Origin of the sequence: Bacillus sp. JH7 (assembly GCF_001563515.1) — a bacterium.
GTDB lineage: Bacteria > Bacillota > Bacilli > Bacillales > Bacillaceae_G > Bacillus_A > Bacillus_A cereus.
The window spans coordinates 44,847-62,963 of sequence record NZ_LPUS01000032.1; the positions used below are offsets into that span (position 1 = coordinate 44,847).

Sequence of the window (18,117 nt, forward strand, 5' to 3'; positions counted from 1 at the left end):
TGAAGAAGAGACTAGGTGTATGTGAGTGGGGTTTATCAATCATAATGTTATCTCAAGCAGCGATGAGATGTATGTATAGTATTAAAAAAACTAGGGGAATGATGGGAAAGAAAGTATAAGAGGGAGGAATTAATTTTGAAAAAGAAAATGATGACGGTATTCACTATTGGAGTAATGAGCTTAAGTATATTAGGGGGTGCCTCTCCTTCTGAAACACAAAAAGGAAAGACTGATTACACGCAGCGCAGTAAAGAACAATTAAATAATGGTAAGATACATGCAGTGCATACAGAAGAAAAAGCAGAGAAACTAGGTATTGAAACGGAAGGAAAAGAACAAATTACACTAGAAAAAGAAATTCATGAAACAGAAGTAGGAAGGGAAGCAGAGCAGTTAGGCATATCGATTGAAGGAAAAGATGTTGGGACGTTGTCAGAAGAAATCTATGAAACAAAAGTGAAGCAAGAAGCGTTAAAACTAGGCATATCTATAGAAAATACATCAATTGTAAATTTAATTAATCAAATTAATATGATTAAAATTAATGATGAAGCAGATAAATTAGGTATTTCGACAAATGGAAAAGAAATAGAGGACATTGCAGAAGAAATCTATGGAAAGAAAGTAAGAGAAGAAGCAGGGAAGTTAGACATTTCTCAAAAGGGAAAAGAAATTGAAGAATTAGCACAAGAGGTGTACGAACAAAAAGTGCAGGAAGAAGCAAAAAAATATCATATTGATTTGTATGGGAAAGATATATATCAAGTATTAAGAGAAATTAATGAACAAAAGGTGCTACAATTGGCAGATGAGCTTAATATGGACAAAGCGAACATGAATATTCAAGAGCTAACAGCAAAAATAAAAAAAGATCAACCTGAGAGAGAAAAAGAACTAAATTTTGTACCAGTGATTCGAACGGATGCTGACGCATTTTATTCTTATTTAACGAACTAAAAAGGGCGTGAGAGTGATACGGAGGTTTAAGTGGTATATATGTATAGCATTACTAGCTATAGCGGTATGGAGTGTATATACAAATGGAGTTACAAAGTATGTGGAGAAGTTGACATTCTTCAATATACAAAACGGAAAAGAACCGGAATTTAGTAATAATGATGAAAAGGTCATTTTATCAAGTGTACCATTAATTCAGCAACTACCAGAGCTAGATCGAGGCTGTGAAGTGACAAGCTTAGCGATGATGTTACAATACGCTGGTGTTTCAGTGGATAAGATGACATTAGCAAATGAAATAAAAAAAGTTGATTTTATAGATGATGGTGTGCGCGGGAATCCAAATGAAGGATTTGTAGGTAATATTTATACATTTTCTGAATCAGGATACGGTGTATATCATGGGCCACTTTTTCAGTTAGCGGAAAAATATTTACCTAATAAAGCTGTAGACTTAACAGGGAAGAATATAGAAGAAATTTATAAGAGTGTAAAAGCAGGACAACCGGTAGTCATGATCACAAATGCAACATTTGCACCATTAGATGCAGATGAATTTACTACATGGGAAACAAATAGTGGAGATGTTTCAATTACGTATAATGAACATTGTGTAGTGCTTATTGGATATGATAAGGAATTTGTATATATTCGAGATCCTCTTAATGAAAGTTTAGATGTAAAAATACCGAGAGAAAGTTTTGAAAAGGCATGGATGCAAATGGGGAGTCAGGCGATTAGTTATGTGAAAAGCTCTAAATGAATGAGTAAGGAAAGAGATGTAAGGAATTGTAAGAGGAGTTTTTGTGGGGGTTTTTTGTTACGAAATAAGAGAACTTGAACTTATTATATAAGCTGAAGTTCTCTTATTTTTTTATGATTACATCTTTAGAAGGAGTGAATATGTAAAAATGCATAATTGACGAAAAATTTACATGTTATCATTATATATTGTTTTATATATGTTAATTGTATAAAATGACACAAGTATCCACATTACATAAAGGAGGCTTATTATGCAAAAAATATTTAACGGGGTTAAATGTATGAGTATCAATAAAAAATTAATCATTTCATTTTTTATTATTTTAACTATACCAGGAATTATTATCGGTGGTGTTTCATATCAAACTGCCAAAACAAATTTTGAACATCAAATGACAGCTAAAGCAAAGGAGAATATTTCGATTTTAAATACTGTTATTTCTCAAAATATAGAAGAGAAATTTGTTGATGCGACGTACTTTGCAGACATCTTAACAGAGGATACCTATCCAAATGGACAGGAAGAAATAGTAAGAACGAAGCTAGCGCAATATATAAAACTTCATCCAGAAGTAGAAGGTATTTATATTGGAACAGAGACGGGAAAGTTTATAAGAGAACCATTTATCAAAATGGATGATGGGTATAATCCAACAGATAGATCTTGGTATAAAGAAGCACATGAAAATAAAGGGAAAGTAATTGTTACTGCACCATATCAATCAGCATCTACAAAAAATATGGTAGTAACAATTGCAAAAGAAGTAAAAGATGGTAAAGGTGTTATAGGAATTAACTTAAATTTAGATAACATCTTGAAAATTTCCAAAATGATTAACATTGGTGAAAAAGGTTATGCAGTTATTTTAGATCAAAATAAGCAAATTGTTAGTCATCCATCTAGAAAACCAGGTGCAAAAGTTACTGATCCTTGGATTAAACCGATTTATGAAGAAAAACAAGGAAATGTCTCTTATACAGAACAAGATGATAAAAAGAATTTAATCTTTGCAACAAATGAGAAAACGGGCTGGAAAGTAGTTGGAGTTATGTTTGATGAAGAAATTACCCAAGCTGCGAATCCAGTATTTTATAAGACTTTGATTGTTATTGCTATTGCTATTGCATTTGGTAGTATATTAATTTATTTCATTACAAAGTCTATTACAGGGCCATTACGAAAAATAGCTGAATCGGCATATAAAATTAGTAAGGGAGATTTAACAGAGAAAATTACAATCCATTCCAAGGATGACATAGGGAAATTAGGGAATTCATTTAATGAAATGTCTACGTCTTTACAAGATGTTATTACCCAAATTAGCTTTTCAGCAGAACATGTTGCAGCATCGGCTGAAGAGTTAACAGCGAGCGTACAGCAAGCAAATGATGCGACAGATCAAATTACAATTGCGATGGAACAAGTATCAGGTGGGGCTGAGTCACAAAGTCAAGGTGTTGAAGAAGGTGCTGCTACATTACAACAAGTAAATACAGCAATTCAAGATGTAACCGGAAGCGCAGAGTCAATTTCTATTTCCTCATTACATGCCCGTGAAAGAGCTGAAGAGGGAGAAGATTTAGTTGAACAAACCGCAAAACAAATGCAGTCTATTTCTAGGTCGGTATCCGAGTCAGATGCTATTATTAAACTTCTTGATGAGAAATCAAAGCAAGTAGGAGCTATTTCTGAAGCAATTCAAAACATTGCAACTCAAACAAACTTATTAGCTTTAAATGCGGCTATTGAAGCAGCAAGAGCAGGTGAACAGGGACGAGGATTTGCTATTGTAGCAGATGAGGTTAGAAAATTAGCAGAGCAATCAGGAGAGTCATCTGGAGAGATTGCAAATTTAATTGCAGAAATTAAGGCGGATATTGAACATACTGTTAAGGCGATGGATAATGTGAATGGAGAAGTTCAACAAGGCCTTGATGTTGTAACAAAAACGAAAGTAAGTTTTACGGAAATTTTAAGTTCTACTACACATATTGTTTCTCAAGTTAATCAAATGGTAGAAACAACGAAGAGAATTGCTGGAGATGCAAATGAAGTGACAAATGCTATTGATGAAATTGCAGCTGCTGCAGAAGAAAATACAGCTAGTATGCAAAGTGTTGCAGCTTCAACAGAAGAACAGGTTAATTCCATGGAGGAAATTAGTTCAGCTTCGCAAAACTTAGCTGAGATGGCAGAAGAACTACAAGCGATGACTAGTAAATTTAAAGTATAATAACAGCAGATAAGTAAGGTGAAAATAATATCACCTTACTTATTTTTCTATTCAGCAATTAGGGGAGTCATTAACAGGATGAAAAAAAGAAAAAGACTATGGAATTTATGGAAAACGATTACATTGTTAGTTTGTACAGTTGTAATTTTTTCTTTACTTGTGACAGATATATTAATTAGTCATAATGTAGAACGGACGACGGAGGATAGCCAAGCAGAGAAAGCAAAAACAATTGCACACATTGTGGCGAATGATTCGATTGTAATCGATGGTTTGGTTGGGAAAGCAGATACCTCTGCAATCCAAACGTATACAAATAGAATATTACAAAACACAGGTGTTCAATTTATTGTAGTTATGGACATGAATGGAATAAGAAAGTCACATCCAAATCCTCAAAAAATAGGGCATCATTTTATTGGGGGAGATGAAGGGCCTGCATTGAAAGGAAAAGAACATGTATCGTTAGCAGAAGGAACTTTAGGTATTTCCATGCGAGTGTTTGTACCAATATTTTCTGAAACAGGTGAACAACTTGGAGCAGTGGCTGTTGGTATTTCAGCAGATAATGTAAAAGAGAGAGTTAAGGAAAGTAGACATATCATTTATATTGGTGTCGGAGTGGGTGTATTAGTCGGAATTATAGGAGCAATATTGCTAGCTAGACATATAAAGAAAAGTTTATTCGGTCTTGAGCCGCACAGGATAGCAAAAATTCTTGAAGAAAGAAATACGATGCTACAATCTGTAAAGGAAGGTATTATTGCTGTAGATAAAGAGGCTAGAGTAACGTTAATTAATAATGAAGCGAAACGTCTATTTAAAAAAAGCGGACTTGAAGAAGATTTTATCGGTAAAGATGTTGAGTTGTATATGCCAAATTCACGTATAAAAGAAGTATTGCAAACGGGAGAAGTACAATTAAACGAAGAACAAAATATTTATGGAATTACGATTGTGACGAATCGAGTTCCTTTATATGTAAAAGGAGAAATAGTTGGTGCAATTGCAACATTTCGTGATAAAACAGAGATTAGAAAACTAGCAGAGGAACTAACTGGTATTAGACTATATGCAGAAGCATTACGGGCACAATCTCATGAGTTTATGAATAAGATGCATGTCGTATTAGGGCTTACACATATGAAACAGTATGAAGAATTACAGAAGTATATAAGCGGCATGGTATCAGAGCATCAATATGAAATTGGTGGAGTTATGAAAAGAATAAAAAGTCCAGTATTTGCTGGTTTTTTACTAGGTAAGCTCAGCTATGCTAGAGAGAAAAATATAAAATTAATTATAAGTGAAGATTCTTATATGCCGGAAATAGATGATGAAAGTATTACTCATGAACTTATTACGATTGTCGGAAATTTAATTGATAATGCATTAGAAGCAGTGACGAATTGTGAAAAGAAGCAAGTTGAAGTTGAGATACAACATGGGGATATACTAACTATTACAGTACAAGATACGGGAAAAGGTATACAAGAAAAAGAAATAGAGGAATTATTTACGAAAGGTTATTCCACAAAGGGAGATAACCGCGGTTATGGTTTGTATCTTGTAAAAGAAAGTATACAGCGAATAAATGGGGAAATTCATATGCATTCATTAGTAGGAAAGGGAACAACGATAACAATTGAAATACCTAAAGGTAGGGATGAGAGGCAAATATGATTAAAGTTTTAATTGTAGAAGATGACCCGATGGTAGCAATGTTAAATACGCATTATTTAGAACAAGTAGGAGGGTTTGAACTTGTTCAAGCAGTTAACTCAGTAAAGTCAGCGATAGAAGTATTAGAGAAATCACGAGTAGATTTAGTATTACTTGATATTTTTATGCCTGAAGAGACTGGGTTTGAGCTTTTAATGTATATCCGGAACCAAGAAAAAGAAATCGATATAATGATGATTTCAGCTGTACATGATATGGGGAGTATTAAAAAAGCATTACAATATGGAGTTGTAGATTATTTAATTAAACCATTTACATTTGAACGATTTAAAGAGGCATTAACTATATATCGAGAAAAATTTACTTTCATGAAAGAACAACAAAAAATTAGTCAATCGGAATTAGATTCGTTAATTTTACAAAAAGAAAAAAGAGAGCCTACTGTCACTAAAGAGCTTCCGAAAGGTTTAACGAAGCAAACGTTGCAATTAATTTGGCAGAAGATCGAGTCTCTGAATGGAAGAGTATTTACAACAGATGAAATGGCACAATTAGTTGGAATTTCAAGAGTTTCTATTCGAAAATATGTAATGTTTCTGACTGACATTGGGGTGTTAGAAAACGAAATGATGTACCAACATGTGGGAAGACCTGTAAGTAAATTAAGATGTGTTGATCAAAAGAAAATAGAGTTTTACGTATAAGCGACTTAATATAAGTCGCTTATACTTTTTTTAATTACAAAATCAATTACAAAACTTACAAAAACTATTTTTACTATTGAAAGCGTTTTAATATTGTTATTAAGAAAACGAGGGGGTGCCATATGGGAATTCAAAAGAATGTGGAAGCGGTATCACTTTCTGAAGGAAATGAAGTACAAAGAGAATCTTTCGCTTCTAAAATTATGAATGTAAAAATCGGTGTTATACCTTTACCGTTATATGTAGTATTGGCTGCTATTATTTATGGGGCATCTGTATATAATAAATTGCCAGCAGATATGATTGGTGGATTTGCAGTTATTATGATCATGGGGATTTTCTTAGGTGATATTGGGATGAGAATTCCAATTTTAAAAAATATCGGCGGTCCAGCAATACTTTCGTTATTTATTCCATCATTACTTGTATTTTTTAACTGGATGAATCCAGCTTCAATGGAAGCTGCGACTATGTTAATGAAAAAATCGAACTTTTTATATTTATATATTTCTTGTTTAGTAGTCGGAAGTATTTTAGGAATGAACCGTAAAGTGTTAGTACAAGGTTTCGTTCGCATGTTTATTCCTTTAGTAGTAGGGACGTTAGCTTCTGTAGCAGTAGGATTATTGGTCGGTTCATTATTTGGATTTGAAATGAAGCACACATTCTTCTTTATCATCGTACCAATTGTGAGTGGTGGTATCGGGGAAGGGATTTTACCATTGTCGCTAGCTTATAGTGATATTTTAAATGAATCATCAGCAACGTTTGTATCACAGCTTATTCCAGCAGCTATTATTGGAAATATGTTCGCAATTGTAAGTGCAGGGTATATGAAGCGTTTAGGTGAGAAGAAACCGGAGCTTAGTGGTAACGGTGTATTAGTGAAAACAGACAATCAAGCAGAATTATTAAAAGAACAAAATACAGAGAAGCCAATTGACTTCTCATTAATGGGAGCAGGTTTATTAATTGCGTGTACGTTCTTCATCTTCGGAGGATTTGCTTCTAAGTTCATCGGTATTCCTGGGGCAATCATTATGATTTTCTCAGCAGCGCTTGTGAAATACTTTAAATTAATGCCAGCAAAAATGGAGCAAGGAGCATTCCATTTATATAAATTTATTTCGAAGAATTTAACTTGGCCTTTAATGGTTGGATTAGGATTGCTATATATTCCGTTAAAAGACGTAGCAGCAGTTCTTTCAGTAGGATATGTTGTTGTGTGCGCATCGGTTGTTCTTACAATGGTAGCATCAGGTTTTCTTGTAGGGAAAGTGATGAAGATGTATCCAGTTGAATCGGCGATTGTAACTGGATGTCATAGCGGTTTAGGTGGAACTGGAGATGTTGCTATTTTATCGGCTTCAAATCGTATGGAATTAATGCCGTTCGCGCAAATTTCGACTCGTTTAGGCGGGGCGGCAATGGTTGTAACGGCGACAATATTATTAAAGATGTTTTCATGATCAAACAAGCTAGCTATATTCATATAGCTAGCTTGTCAAATTAAGGGGAGATTATAAGTATGTTAGCAAATCAAATTAATGAAAGATCATTGTTATTGCATAAAGAATTAGTAGGGAAAATTGAAATTACAAGTAAAGTAGAAGTAAATTCAGCGGATGATTTAAGCCTGACGTATACACCAGGTGTAGCGGAGTCTTGCAAAGCAATTGCGGCAGATGAAGAAACGGTGTATGACTATACAGCACGTGGTAATATGGTGGCAGTTGTCTCAGATGGAACAGCGGTACTCGGTTTAGGAAACATTGGACCGAAAGCGGCTATGCCTGTTATGGAAGGAAAAAGTATTTTGTTTAAGAAGTTTGCGAATGTAGATGCTTTCCCATTATGTTTAGGCACAACGGATGTAGATGAAATCGTTACCCTTGTAAAAAATTTAGAGCCTACATTTGCAGGGATTAATTTAGAAGATATTGCAGCACCGCGTTGTTTTGAAATTGAAAAACGATTAAAAGAAGAAACGAATATTCCTGTATTCCATGATGATCAACATGGAACAGCTATTGTCGTTTTAGCAGCTGTTATTAATGCATTAAAAGTTGTTAGCAAACAAATGGATAATGTGAAAATCGTTATTAACGGTGCGGGTTCGGCAGGAATTGCAATTGGAAAATTATTATTAAAGGCTGGTGCAAAGCACATTACGCTAGTTAGCCTAGAAGGTATTGTTTGTGAAGGTGAAACATGGATGAACGAAGCACAAATTGAAGTTTCAAAAAAGACAAATCGTGAACATGTGCGTGGAACGTTAAAAGAAGCGATTAACCAAGCTGATATTTTTATTGGCGTATCTGCTCCTAACGTATTAACGAAAGAACTTGTACAGACGATGAATGAGAAAGCAATTGTGTTTGCAATGGCGAATCCAATTCCAGAAATCTTCCCTGAGGATGCATTAGAGGCTGGGGCAGCTGTAGTAGGAACTGGGCGCTCGGATTATGCGAATCAAGTAAATAATGTATTGGCGTTTCCCGGAATATTCCGCGGTGCGTTAGATGTGCGCGCAACTGATATTACAGAAGAGATGAAATTAGCGGCAGCATATGGGATCGCTAACATCATTACTGATGAAGAACGTAATGCGAATTATGTAATCCCGAATCCATTAGATAAAAGAGTTGTTCCAAGTGTTGCGGAAGCAGTAGCGAAAGCAGCTATTGATTCAGGCGTGGCACAAATTACGAAAATACCACGTTATTAATAGCTAAAAGCAGTGCCTAAAAGGCACTGCTTTTTTGAGATAAGAAATCAAAATAATGAAGAAGTGTAGAATTATTTATGTTTCTTCACTATTTATTTAATTCCATTGCAACTTGTTTACCATTCACTAAAACCTCAGTTATTGCTACGATTACTTCTATCATTTTTTTCATCTCTCATCTCTCCTCATTCATTTCTTACTTTAAGTATAAGAGAAGAGAGATAATTCAACTATCGAAGTACATGACGTAGAAATTACATTGTTGTAAGAAAGTGGTTTATTTTTGTCACTTTACTCAGCGGTGATTACAAACTGATCATAATATTTTTCATTCACATATATATTTAATAACCATAATCCAGATGAAGGTAGTGACATAGCGAGAGGGAGTTCGCTTGTAGTAGAATTGATTGTATTTGAAGTAGTCCAAGTTTGTTTGGAAATTTCTTTTTGAAAGAGTACTGGTGTTGGCGTTACAGATCCTTGTTTTAGCGCAATAATAGACAATTTTCCAGTTGGTATTTCAGAATCTAGAAAGTACCACATTATTTCATTTTGTTCATTTGCGATAATAGGACTATCAGCCATTGCGATTTTTCCTTCGATGCCTTTTAAAGGTATTTTTCCGTCTATGAATGAGGGTGCTTCTTCCCAATTTACATCTTTTAAAACACTAAGATGAAAGAAGGAAGGTGCGTTCACTTGATTGGACGTTGCGACAGCTTCAGTTTTAGATGCTTTTGAATCAGGTTGTGCTTGTGTGCATCCAGTGATGAGAAAGGAGAGAAGTAGCATAGTTCCGATTTTTTTCATGGTGCCACACTCCTAGTTTTTATTGTTAGTGTAATTGTATTTGCTAGAAGGCGGGACAATTCCTTTAAAATGTCAAAAGAGGTCGTAAGTTTTGTACGACCTCTTTTGACATTTTGTATCCCGTAAAAGCCCGATTGGTGTAGGTTAATAATCAGTGGGAGATAGCCCCACTAATTAAAGTTTCATTTTATATTTGTTCCGTTGTATAGGTTGGTTCGGTTTCTTTTTGGGGCATCGTCAAAAAAATAACGGATAGAACGATACATATGCCGCCTAATAATTGATATGCTCCAAAAGATTCACTTAGCCAAGTGATTGAAACGATGGCAGCTACAAGGGGTTCAATGCTAGATAAAATGCTTGTTTCTGTTGCTGCTAAATATTTAAGACTACCGATATACAGAAGGAAAGAAAGGGTACCACTAATAATGATAAGAATAAGCATAGAAAAAGTTTTTAGTGTAAAGGTTTGTGAAAATTGATTCCACCCGAATGAATGATTATAAATAAGTAGTGCAATTCCTCCGATTAACATCCCCCAACCAATTACTATAGTTGTTCCGCATGCTTTAATAAGCGAAGCTGGATGAAGGGTATAAAATGCAAATCCAATTGCTGTTAATAGTCCAAAAATAATAGCTTCTTTAGATAAAACAATATTTTCAATTGAGCCATTTGTAATAATAAAGTATGTTCCTATTAGCGCGGCTATAATTGCGAATAGTTGCATGGAAGCAGGGAATTTTCTTTGTTCAAATGCAACATACATGGTAATAAGAACAGGACCTAGAAATTGAAATAGCGTTGCTGTGACCGCGTTACTAATATGAACCGTTTCGATAAAGGCGTATTGCGCACCAAGCATGCCGAGAATAGAGAAAATAATAAGTTGTATAGAATATCTAGGGTGTTTCCAAATTTGAAATATGTTTTGTTTCTTTATAAGTAAGAAAGACAAAATAAATATTCCTGCAAGTAACAATCGAATTGTTAAAAAATCAATTGAGGATACATTAGTATGCTGAAATAGCCACTGAATCATTGGACCAGATAATCCCCATAATGTAGCCCCTGTAATAATCATAATGAGTCCGATACGTCTACCATTGTTCATTATCATGTTTCTCCTCTCCGGTATTTGATTTTTGATGTGTGACATGATAAAAGGAATTATATATAAAATCTGGTACTGTAAAAAGTATCAGATTTTAGTTTTATTAAGGGGTCAGATATTATGTTAGAATTAACGCCTAATTTAAATGTGAATAGTAAAAAGGCATTATATGTGCAATTGTATGAGTATATAAAAAAAGAGATTAAAGATGGATCGATTGTCCCTTTTACGAAATTACCGGCTAAGCGAAAGTTAGCGATACATTTACAAGTAAGTAAAAATACAGTAGAGGCAGCCTACGAACAATTACTTGCAGAAGGTTATATTGAATCGATATCGAGAAAAGGTTATTTTGTATGCAAGATTGAGCAAATGGTTCATGTAGAGGATAGCGAAGAGAGGATAGAAGAAGTCCCGTTTCAGGAGAAGCGTTATAAATTTGACTTTACACAAACAGGAATTGATACAAATGCTTTTCCATTTAATATGTATCGGAAAATTGTAAATGAAGTATGGCAACCGCATAATAACGAACTTCTCTTTCTAGGACACCCTCAAGGGGAAGCAAGCTTAAGAGAAGAGATTACGAATTATTTGTATGAATCTAGAGGTGTGCGTTGTTCAGCTAGTCAAATTGTATTAGGAGCGGGAACACAAATATTAGTGAAACTATTGTTTCAATTGTTAAAGGGAAGCAATTATGCAGTTGAAAACCCAGGGTATCATAGAAAGATGGTTGTTTTTGAACAGGGAGAAGCAAGAGTCCAAATGTTATCTTTAGATAGAGATGGAATTTGTATTGCAGATTTAGAAAATAGCAATGCGAATGTTGTATTTGTTACACCTTCTCATCAGTTTCCATATGGAATGATTATGCCTATTACGAGAAGGATGCAGCTTTTACAGTGGGCAAAGAAAGAAGAGAGCAGGTATATTATTGAAGATGATTATGATAGTGAATTTCGTTATTCTGGAAAGCCTATACCGGCGCTGCAAGGGTTAGATACAGAGGGGAAAGTTATTTATATGGGGACGCTATCTAAAGCATTATTGCCATCGCTACGGATGAGCTATATGGTGTTGCCGAAGAAATTAATTAAAAAGTATCAACAGCAATATTTATTTTATACACAAAGTGTTTCAAGAATAGATCAAGAAGTGATTAGAAGATTTTTAAATGAAGGATATTGGGAAAAACATATTCATAAAATGCGTGTTGTCTACCGAAAGAAGAGAGATAGACTTGTTTTTGAAATAGAGAAGTATTTCTCTAATCGTGTTGAAGTGATAGGAGAAGATTCCGGATTACACATTTTATTAAAAGTGCATAATGGAATGCAGGAAGAAGAATTAATTCAAGAAGCTGCGAAATATAGTATTAAAATATATCCTGTGTCTACGTACTATAAAGACGGTACGGCGCCTGAGAGTGTAGTTTTACTTGGGTTTGCGATATTATCAGAGGAAGAGATTGCGAAAGCGATTCAATTATTACACACGGCATGGTTTACAAGAAAGTAAAAAACATCCTCCAAACATGAGGATGTTTTTTATTATTTATTTTCATCTAAGAATAAGACCATATGCTCTTCGTCCCAATATTGTCCGTTATATTTTAATGAACGTTCTTGTACACCGAATGTTTTAAAACCTAATGATTCATAAAGTTTTTTCGCTCCATCGTTGCCAACAACAACATCAAGCATAACTTGTTCTACTTCTAAAGATTTAGCAAGCTCAAGACATTCTTTAATAAGTGCTTTTCCTGCTCCAAGTCCGCGTGCTTTTGGAGATACATATACAGAACCGATTTTAGCTTTATGTTCTTGTTTTACATATGGTTTCGTTTCCAGTGTTGCAACCCCGATTAATTTTCCATCTTTAAATGCACCTAGCGTATAGTTTTCATCTTGTGCTAATTTTTGTGCTTTATATTCAATCGCACACTCTTTATTAATAATATCTTCATAAGAAGAGCTGAATGCTTCAGGGTTTTGCTTTAATCCTTCTACGCGAAGTTCTAAGTAAATTTCTGCTTCGTCTTTTGTTAATACATGGATATCCAATTATATCACCCTCCAAATCTTTGCAAATGTACCTTTATTTTATATTGAAATAAGAATAATTTCAAAAGCTTAGCTTATATGAGCTGTTTTTATGAACAAAATAACACCAGTAGTGTTTACTACTACTGGTGTTTTCACACGCATATTATTCAAAAGGTAGCTTGATTATAAAGTTTGTTCCCGCTCCTAATTGGCTTGTTACTAGAATAGAACCGTTATGCAATTCTACAATTTCCTTTGCAACAGCTAGCCCGATGCCTTTTCCGCCTGTAGCTCGTGTTCTAGATTTATCAACACGATAAAAACGGTCAAAAATATGCGGGATATCTTCTTCAGGAATACCTTCACCTTCATCTTGTACACTTATTGTAAAAGAATCTGTTTCCATGAGTACACGTATCGTAATGGATGTGTTTTCTGGCGAATGTTGATAAGCGTTGTGTAATAAATTTAACATAACTTGTTCCATACGTCTTTCGTCTATACAAACTTCTAAATCATCTTTGCAATATACATGAAGTTGCATTTGCTTATTCGTTAATGTTGTTTTTGTTTTTTCAACCATTCGTTCTAAAAATGGCTGAAGAAGCACTTTTTGTTTTTTTATAACAAATTGGTGTTGTTCTAATTGTACAAGCATAAATAAATCTTGGACGAGATCGGTTACACTATCCGTTTCATCCTCAATGATTTGTAAGTATTCTTCTCGCTCCTCTTTTGTTAAAGAGTCTCTCTTTGCTACCTTTGCATAACCTTTCATATAGGTCAATGGAGTTAATAGTTCATGAGCGACACTAGCGAGAAATTCATTGCGCTCTTTTTTCATATACGTAAGTTCACTCGATAAATCTTCAATTGTTTTTGCTAAACTTCCGAGTTCATCATTCCGTTTAATACCTAATTGAATTGGCTTATTTAATTTTGACATTTTTTCTGTCGCTCTCTTCATTTTTACAAGTGGTTCTGTAATAACGCGTGAAAAAACAAAGACAGAAATTGTTGTTAAAATAATTGTTAAAACGCTAATGATAAGAAATTGGTTCATGAGTTTAAGTAACATATTTTCTAGGAAAGATGTTTTTAATAGCATATATAGCTTTCCTTGAAACTTTGTTGTGTTAAGTGGGCTTACTGTTGTGATGAACTTTGATTTTTTCCAGTTCCTTTCAACGACCAATCCGCCGTCTGGGACAGTTTCTGTTTTACAAGTAAGTTGTTTTTGCATATCTTTTGTTACGGGTTCTGAGGTGGAAATAATTTTGCCGTTATGGTCAGTAATAATGATAGCTATATCGGAGTTAGAAATTGATTCCGATTCAACTAAGTGTGCAGCCTCATTCGTAATATCGAATTCAGGATACACAGGGCGTTTAGGACTTTTATTATGTTCAGCGTGTTTCATTTCTTTATAATATTCATCCCGTCTCTCGCGGCTTTTAATTTTTTTACTATAGCGATTACCTTTCTCTAAAAGAGCATCTGTTTCCTCTACAATACGCATTTTTGAAAGGCTTTTATAAAAAGATACGAAAGCAATTGTTTCAATACATAAAGCTAATATTAAAAAGTATGTCCCAATTTTAAGGGAAAGTTTACTCATTTTTTCACCATACCTTATTCATAATAAAGAGTCAGTGGTATACGATTTCCCACTGACCGTAGTAATTATTCATTTTTCCATTTATATCCGACTTTATAGACCGTTTCTAGGTAATCTTCAATTGGAAATCCTTTTTTGCGTAGTTTATCACGGATATTACGAATGTGTGAATCAATTGTTCTATATTCGATATCTGTTTCATAGCCCCAAATTTTTTCGATTAAATCATCTCGGCTATAAGCACGGTTTGTATTTTGCAAAAATAGTCCGAGTAACGAAAATTCGATAGGAGTTAATGAGATTTTTTCATCATAAACTGTGACAGTATGTTTCGTTTTATCCCACTCAATACCATTGAAACTAACAAAGCCATCTTTTTTTGTACGGCGTAATATAGCCTCGATTCGTGCGACTAATACATGCTCATCAAATGGTTTTGTAATATAATCATCTGCACCCATCGTGAGGCCTTTCACCATATCGTAGTTTTGATTGCGAGCTGTTAACATAATGATAGGAACATTGGAAATTTGACGAATTTGATAGCAAGTATCCCATCCATCCATATTTGGCATCATAACATCTAATAAAATAATATCGAATTCTTTTTGTTCGATTAAATTTAGTGCTTCAAGGCCAGAGGTAGCTTTCATGCAAAAATAGCCGCGAGGGCTTAAGAACAGATCTAATAATCGTAACATACGTTCTTCATCGTCTACTAATAAAATTTTTACCATAATCTTGTGCACCCCAAACTGTTCATTCTACTTGTATAGTTTACATGAAAATAATAAAAAACTCTTTTTATGTGATTGAGTGGAAGAGTTATTTTTCGCTCAGAGTAATTGACATAAAAAATGCACTAGTTTTGCACAACTATTTTTTATAATAGAAAACGTAGCGACACAAAATACCCTATGTTGCGACATAACGTCATGTCATTTTATTTATAAAATGACAATTCCATTCTATTGTGTATGTGAGATAGAGAGGGTTTTCGTATTCACCTCGCATCGGATAAGAAAAATTTCCTATCTCACACTTTTTTTTAAAGGAGATCATACACATGAATTCAAAAGAAGAAATTTCAAAAAAAGAAAAGCAAGATCGTAATACGGTTGTCATGTGCGTTGCCGTATCTATGGTTATTATTATAAGTTGCGTAAATAAAATTTTGGGGATTTTATAATATAAAAAAAGCTGATTGCTTCTTAAGAAGCAATCAGCTTTTTTCATTGTTAGGGGAGTATTCCTATATGATAAACCAAGGTAAAATTGCTAACCCAGAAGTTACAATTGCTGTAGTAAATATTAAAAGCATAGCTCGTTTGTTTTGTTTCATGTCACATTCTCCTCTACATATCAAGTACATGCGATCGGCGTGGGATGTAGTTCCCCACTGAGTAAAGTTTCACTTTATATTTTTAGTATAATGAATGGTAAGGATTGGTACGATCGATAAAGGTGACATGAAGATTACATTGTTGTAATGCAAAAAAACATCTTTCTTATTAAGAAAGATGTTTTTGGAAAACTACCCTGCAAAAGCCCGATTGATTCAGCTAATAATCAGTGGAGGATGGAAAAATCACCCACTGAGTAAAGTTTCACTTTATATTGAAGTATTAATCATTTAAGAACAGAACCATATGTTCCTCGTCCCAATATTGACCGTTATGTTTTAATGAACGCTCTTGTACGCCGTAAGTTTGGAAACCTAATGACTCATATAATTTTTTTGCTGCATCGTTACCAACTACAACATCGAGCATAAGTTGTTCTACATGTAATTTATCGGCATTTTCAATAATTGCTTTAATTAGAGCTCGTCCTGCTCCAAGGCCACGCGCTTTTGGAGAAACAAAAACGGAACCGATTTTTGCTTTATGTTCTTGTTTAATAAATGGTTTTGTTTCTAAAGTAGCAATACCAATTAAATCATTATCTTTGAAGACACCTAGAGTATACTTATCCGGATTGCTTAATCGTTTAGCCATAGCAGCCACAGGATTTTCATGTTTAAGAACATCTTCATAAGAAGAGCTAAAAGCTTCCGGATTCTTCGTTAAACCTTCCATACAAACTTTTAAATATATTTCTGCGTCCTCTGTTGTTAATAAGCGAATTTCCATAGTTGTAACCTCCCTGGTGGATTTCAAATAAATCCATTACTTTTATAAGATTGAGTATATGTTTTGTTAGTATTCTCTTTTAATTTGTAAAAGAATGAAAAGATATATGCTACAATGTTTTGTTTTAATTATGTAATGAAATTATATATTAACTTTGTTAACTATTCAAGTGTTTAATATGTTACATTTTTATAACTAAAATAACTCCTCGATTGAGGAGTTATTTTTTAAACATTGGATTGATAGCCATCAATTCGTTTTGGATGTGTGTAAATATTACAAGATTCATTTCTAATAAACCCTACGACTGTAATGCCTAAATCATGGGCAAGTTGCAATGCCAGTTTTGTTGGAGCGGATTTAGATAGAACAATTTCACATCCGATTTTTGAAACTTTGAGTAAAATTTCGGATGAAATACGTCCGCTAAATGCGATGATTTTTCCTTTAATGGATATATCGTTACGCAAACAATGACCATATATTTTATCTAATGCATTATGTCTTCCAATATCCATTCTTGATAGGAGGATATTGTTTCGATCACATAGCGCGGTATTGTGAACACCGCCAGTTTGGCGAAATGTAGTAGAAGATTGTTGCAAGGTATTCATTAAGTGAAAGCATTCTTCAGGAGTAATTTTTACATGTATATCATGTAAGTCTTTTGCTTTTGCTGCGTCGTTTACGAAAATAAAACCTTGTCTACCTTTTCCACAGCAAGAAGTGATGTATCGTTTATTATATAAAGTTTGATAGAGCGGATTCACTTTTGATGATTTTACATGGACAATTCCGTTATCTTTTTGAACCCATAGTTCTTCAACATCTTTATAGGAAGAAATAATCCCCTCAGAAATTAAAAAACCAATTACCATATCTTCAATATAATTTGGTGTGCATACGACTGTTACATATTCTTCACCATTCAACTTAATAGTAATAGGAGATTCTGTAACAATCTCATCAAGCTGTTTTGAAAATGTACCAGATTGATAGCGTACAATTGTATAAGTCTCTTGCGTAGGCCCCATATTAAATTCCCCTTTTATATGTATTTCTCTCCCACATTTATCATAAAACAATGGGAAAAATAAAAACACCTATTAACAAGAAGATCACAGATTATTTTGGTTATTATTGTATATGTACGATATAATAGAACTGTAGAATAGTGATAATTTCAAGCTTTCGTAGTTATACCTTATAACATCTAGAATCGACTTCATAAGAAAGTATTTGGGTAGAGCGTTTCAAAAATATGTACAGTAATGCGATTTTGAAAACGGATTCATAATTGTGTTGTACAGTTGGTTGTAAG

General features: G+C 33.9%; 16 protein-coding genes. 9 read left to right on the forward strand and 7 right to left on the reverse strand.

Features of this window, described 5'->3' with window-relative positions:
- The first annotated feature begins 135 nt into the window (after positions 1–135).
- From AU379_RS26270 to AU379_RS26300, 7 genes are all read left to right on the forward strand, one after another.
- Positions 136–957 carry a hypothetical protein gene (locus AU379_RS26270; RefSeq protein WP_061140046.1) on the forward strand — a complete coding sequence of 274 codons (822 nt, stop codon included), beginning with the start codon at positions 136–138 and terminating at the stop codon, positions 955–957.
- 13 nt (positions 958–970) lie between these two features.
- Complete coding sequence (locus AU379_RS26275) at positions 971–1,720, forward strand: C39 family peptidase (protein ID WP_002004381.1); 750 nt, start codon at positions 971–973, stop codon at positions 1,718–1,720.
- A 253-nt stretch (positions 1,721–1,973) separates the two neighbouring features.
- Positions 1,974–3,956, forward strand: a complete 1,983-nt coding sequence (locus AU379_RS26280) for a methyl-accepting chemotaxis protein (RefSeq protein WP_050821591.1) — start codon at positions 1,974–1,976, stop codon at positions 3,954–3,956.
- Between the two features lie 78 nt (positions 3,957–4,034).
- Entirely contained in the window at positions 4,035–5,639 is a 1,605-nt protein-coding gene (locus tag AU379_RS26285; protein WP_000746420.1) for a sensor histidine kinase, read from the forward strand.
- Positions 5,636–6,343: a response regulator gene (locus AU379_RS26290; protein ID WP_000598689.1), complete on the forward strand. Its 708-nt coding sequence runs from the start codon at positions 5,636–5,638 to the stop codon at positions 6,341–6,343. Before AU379_RS26285 ends, AU379_RS26290 begins: the two co-directional genes overlap by 4 nt.
- A 122-nt stretch (positions 6,344–6,465) precedes the next feature.
- Positions 6,466–7,812, forward strand: a complete 1,347-nt coding sequence (locus AU379_RS26295) for a 2-hydroxycarboxylate transporter family protein (RefSeq protein ID WP_061140047.1) — start codon at positions 6,466–6,468, stop codon at positions 7,810–7,812.
- 59 nt (positions 7,813–7,871) lie between these two features.
- Positions 7,872–9,071: a malic enzyme-like NAD(P)-binding protein gene (locus AU379_RS26300; protein ID WP_000880782.1), complete on the forward strand. Its 1,200-nt coding sequence runs from the start codon at positions 7,872–7,874 to the stop codon at positions 9,069–9,071.
- 291 nt (positions 9,072–9,362) lie between these two features.
- On the opposite strand, the gene AU379_RS26305 is transcribed toward AU379_RS26300, so the two are convergent.
- A complete protein-coding gene (locus tag AU379_RS26305) occupies positions 9,363–9,884 on the reverse strand; it encodes a DUF4871 domain-containing protein (RefSeq protein WP_000719682.1) in 522 nt (173 codons plus the stop codon).
- A 187-nt stretch (positions 9,885–10,071) separates the two neighbouring features.
- Positions 10,072–10,998, reverse strand: a complete 927-nt coding sequence (locus AU379_RS26310) for a DMT family transporter (protein WP_001059051.1) — start codon at positions 10,996–10,998, stop codon at positions 10,072–10,074.
- A gap of 120 nt (positions 10,999–11,118) precedes the next feature.
- Here AU379_RS26310 and AU379_RS26315 point away from each other — a divergent pair, with 120 nt between their 5' ends.
- Entirely contained in the window at positions 11,119–12,519 is a 1,401-nt protein-coding gene (locus AU379_RS26315) for a PLP-dependent aminotransferase family protein (RefSeq protein WP_000891927.1), read from the forward strand.
- 32 nt (positions 12,520–12,551) lie between these two features.
- Here AU379_RS26315 and AU379_RS26320 read toward each other — a convergent pair whose 3' ends face one another.
- The 3 genes from AU379_RS26320 to AU379_RS26330 form a co-directional block, all read right to left on the reverse strand.
- Positions 12,552–13,064, reverse strand: coding sequence for a GNAT family N-acetyltransferase (locus AU379_RS26320; RefSeq protein WP_000351212.1), 513 nt, complete (start codon positions 13,062–13,064; stop codon positions 12,552–12,554).
- 145 nt (positions 13,065–13,209) lie between these two features.
- Positions 13,210–14,664: a HAMP domain-containing sensor histidine kinase gene (locus tag AU379_RS26325; RefSeq protein ID WP_000041027.1), complete on the reverse strand. Its 1,455-nt coding sequence runs from the start codon at positions 14,662–14,664 to the stop codon at positions 13,210–13,212.
- Between the two features lie 65 nt (positions 14,665–14,729).
- A complete protein-coding gene (locus tag AU379_RS26330) occupies positions 14,730–15,401 on the reverse strand; it encodes a response regulator transcription factor (RefSeq protein WP_061140048.1) in 672 nt (223 codons plus the stop codon).
- A gap of 329 nt (positions 15,402–15,730) precedes the next feature.
- Between AU379_RS26330 and AU379_RS31180 the strand changes: the two genes are divergently transcribed.
- Complete coding sequence (locus AU379_RS31180) at positions 15,731–15,853, forward strand: hypothetical protein (protein WP_001085006.1); 123 nt, start codon at positions 15,731–15,733, stop codon at positions 15,851–15,853.
- 436 nt (positions 15,854–16,289) lie between these two features.
- Here AU379_RS31180 and AU379_RS26340 read toward each other — a convergent pair whose 3' ends face one another.
- Both AU379_RS26340 and fdhD read right to left on the reverse strand, forming a co-directional pair.
- Positions 16,290–16,796, reverse strand: coding sequence for a GNAT family N-acetyltransferase (locus AU379_RS26340; protein ID WP_000405883.1), 507 nt, complete (start codon positions 16,794–16,796; stop codon positions 16,290–16,292).
- Positions 16,797–17,023: 227 nt separating this feature from the next.
- On the reverse strand, positions 17,024–17,830 hold the full coding sequence (gene fdhD / locus AU379_RS26345; protein ID WP_000529230.1) for a formate dehydrogenase accessory sulfurtransferase FdhD: 807 nt from the start codon (positions 17,828–17,830) through the stop codon (positions 17,024–17,026).
- Positions 17,831–18,117 lie beyond the last annotated feature (287 nt).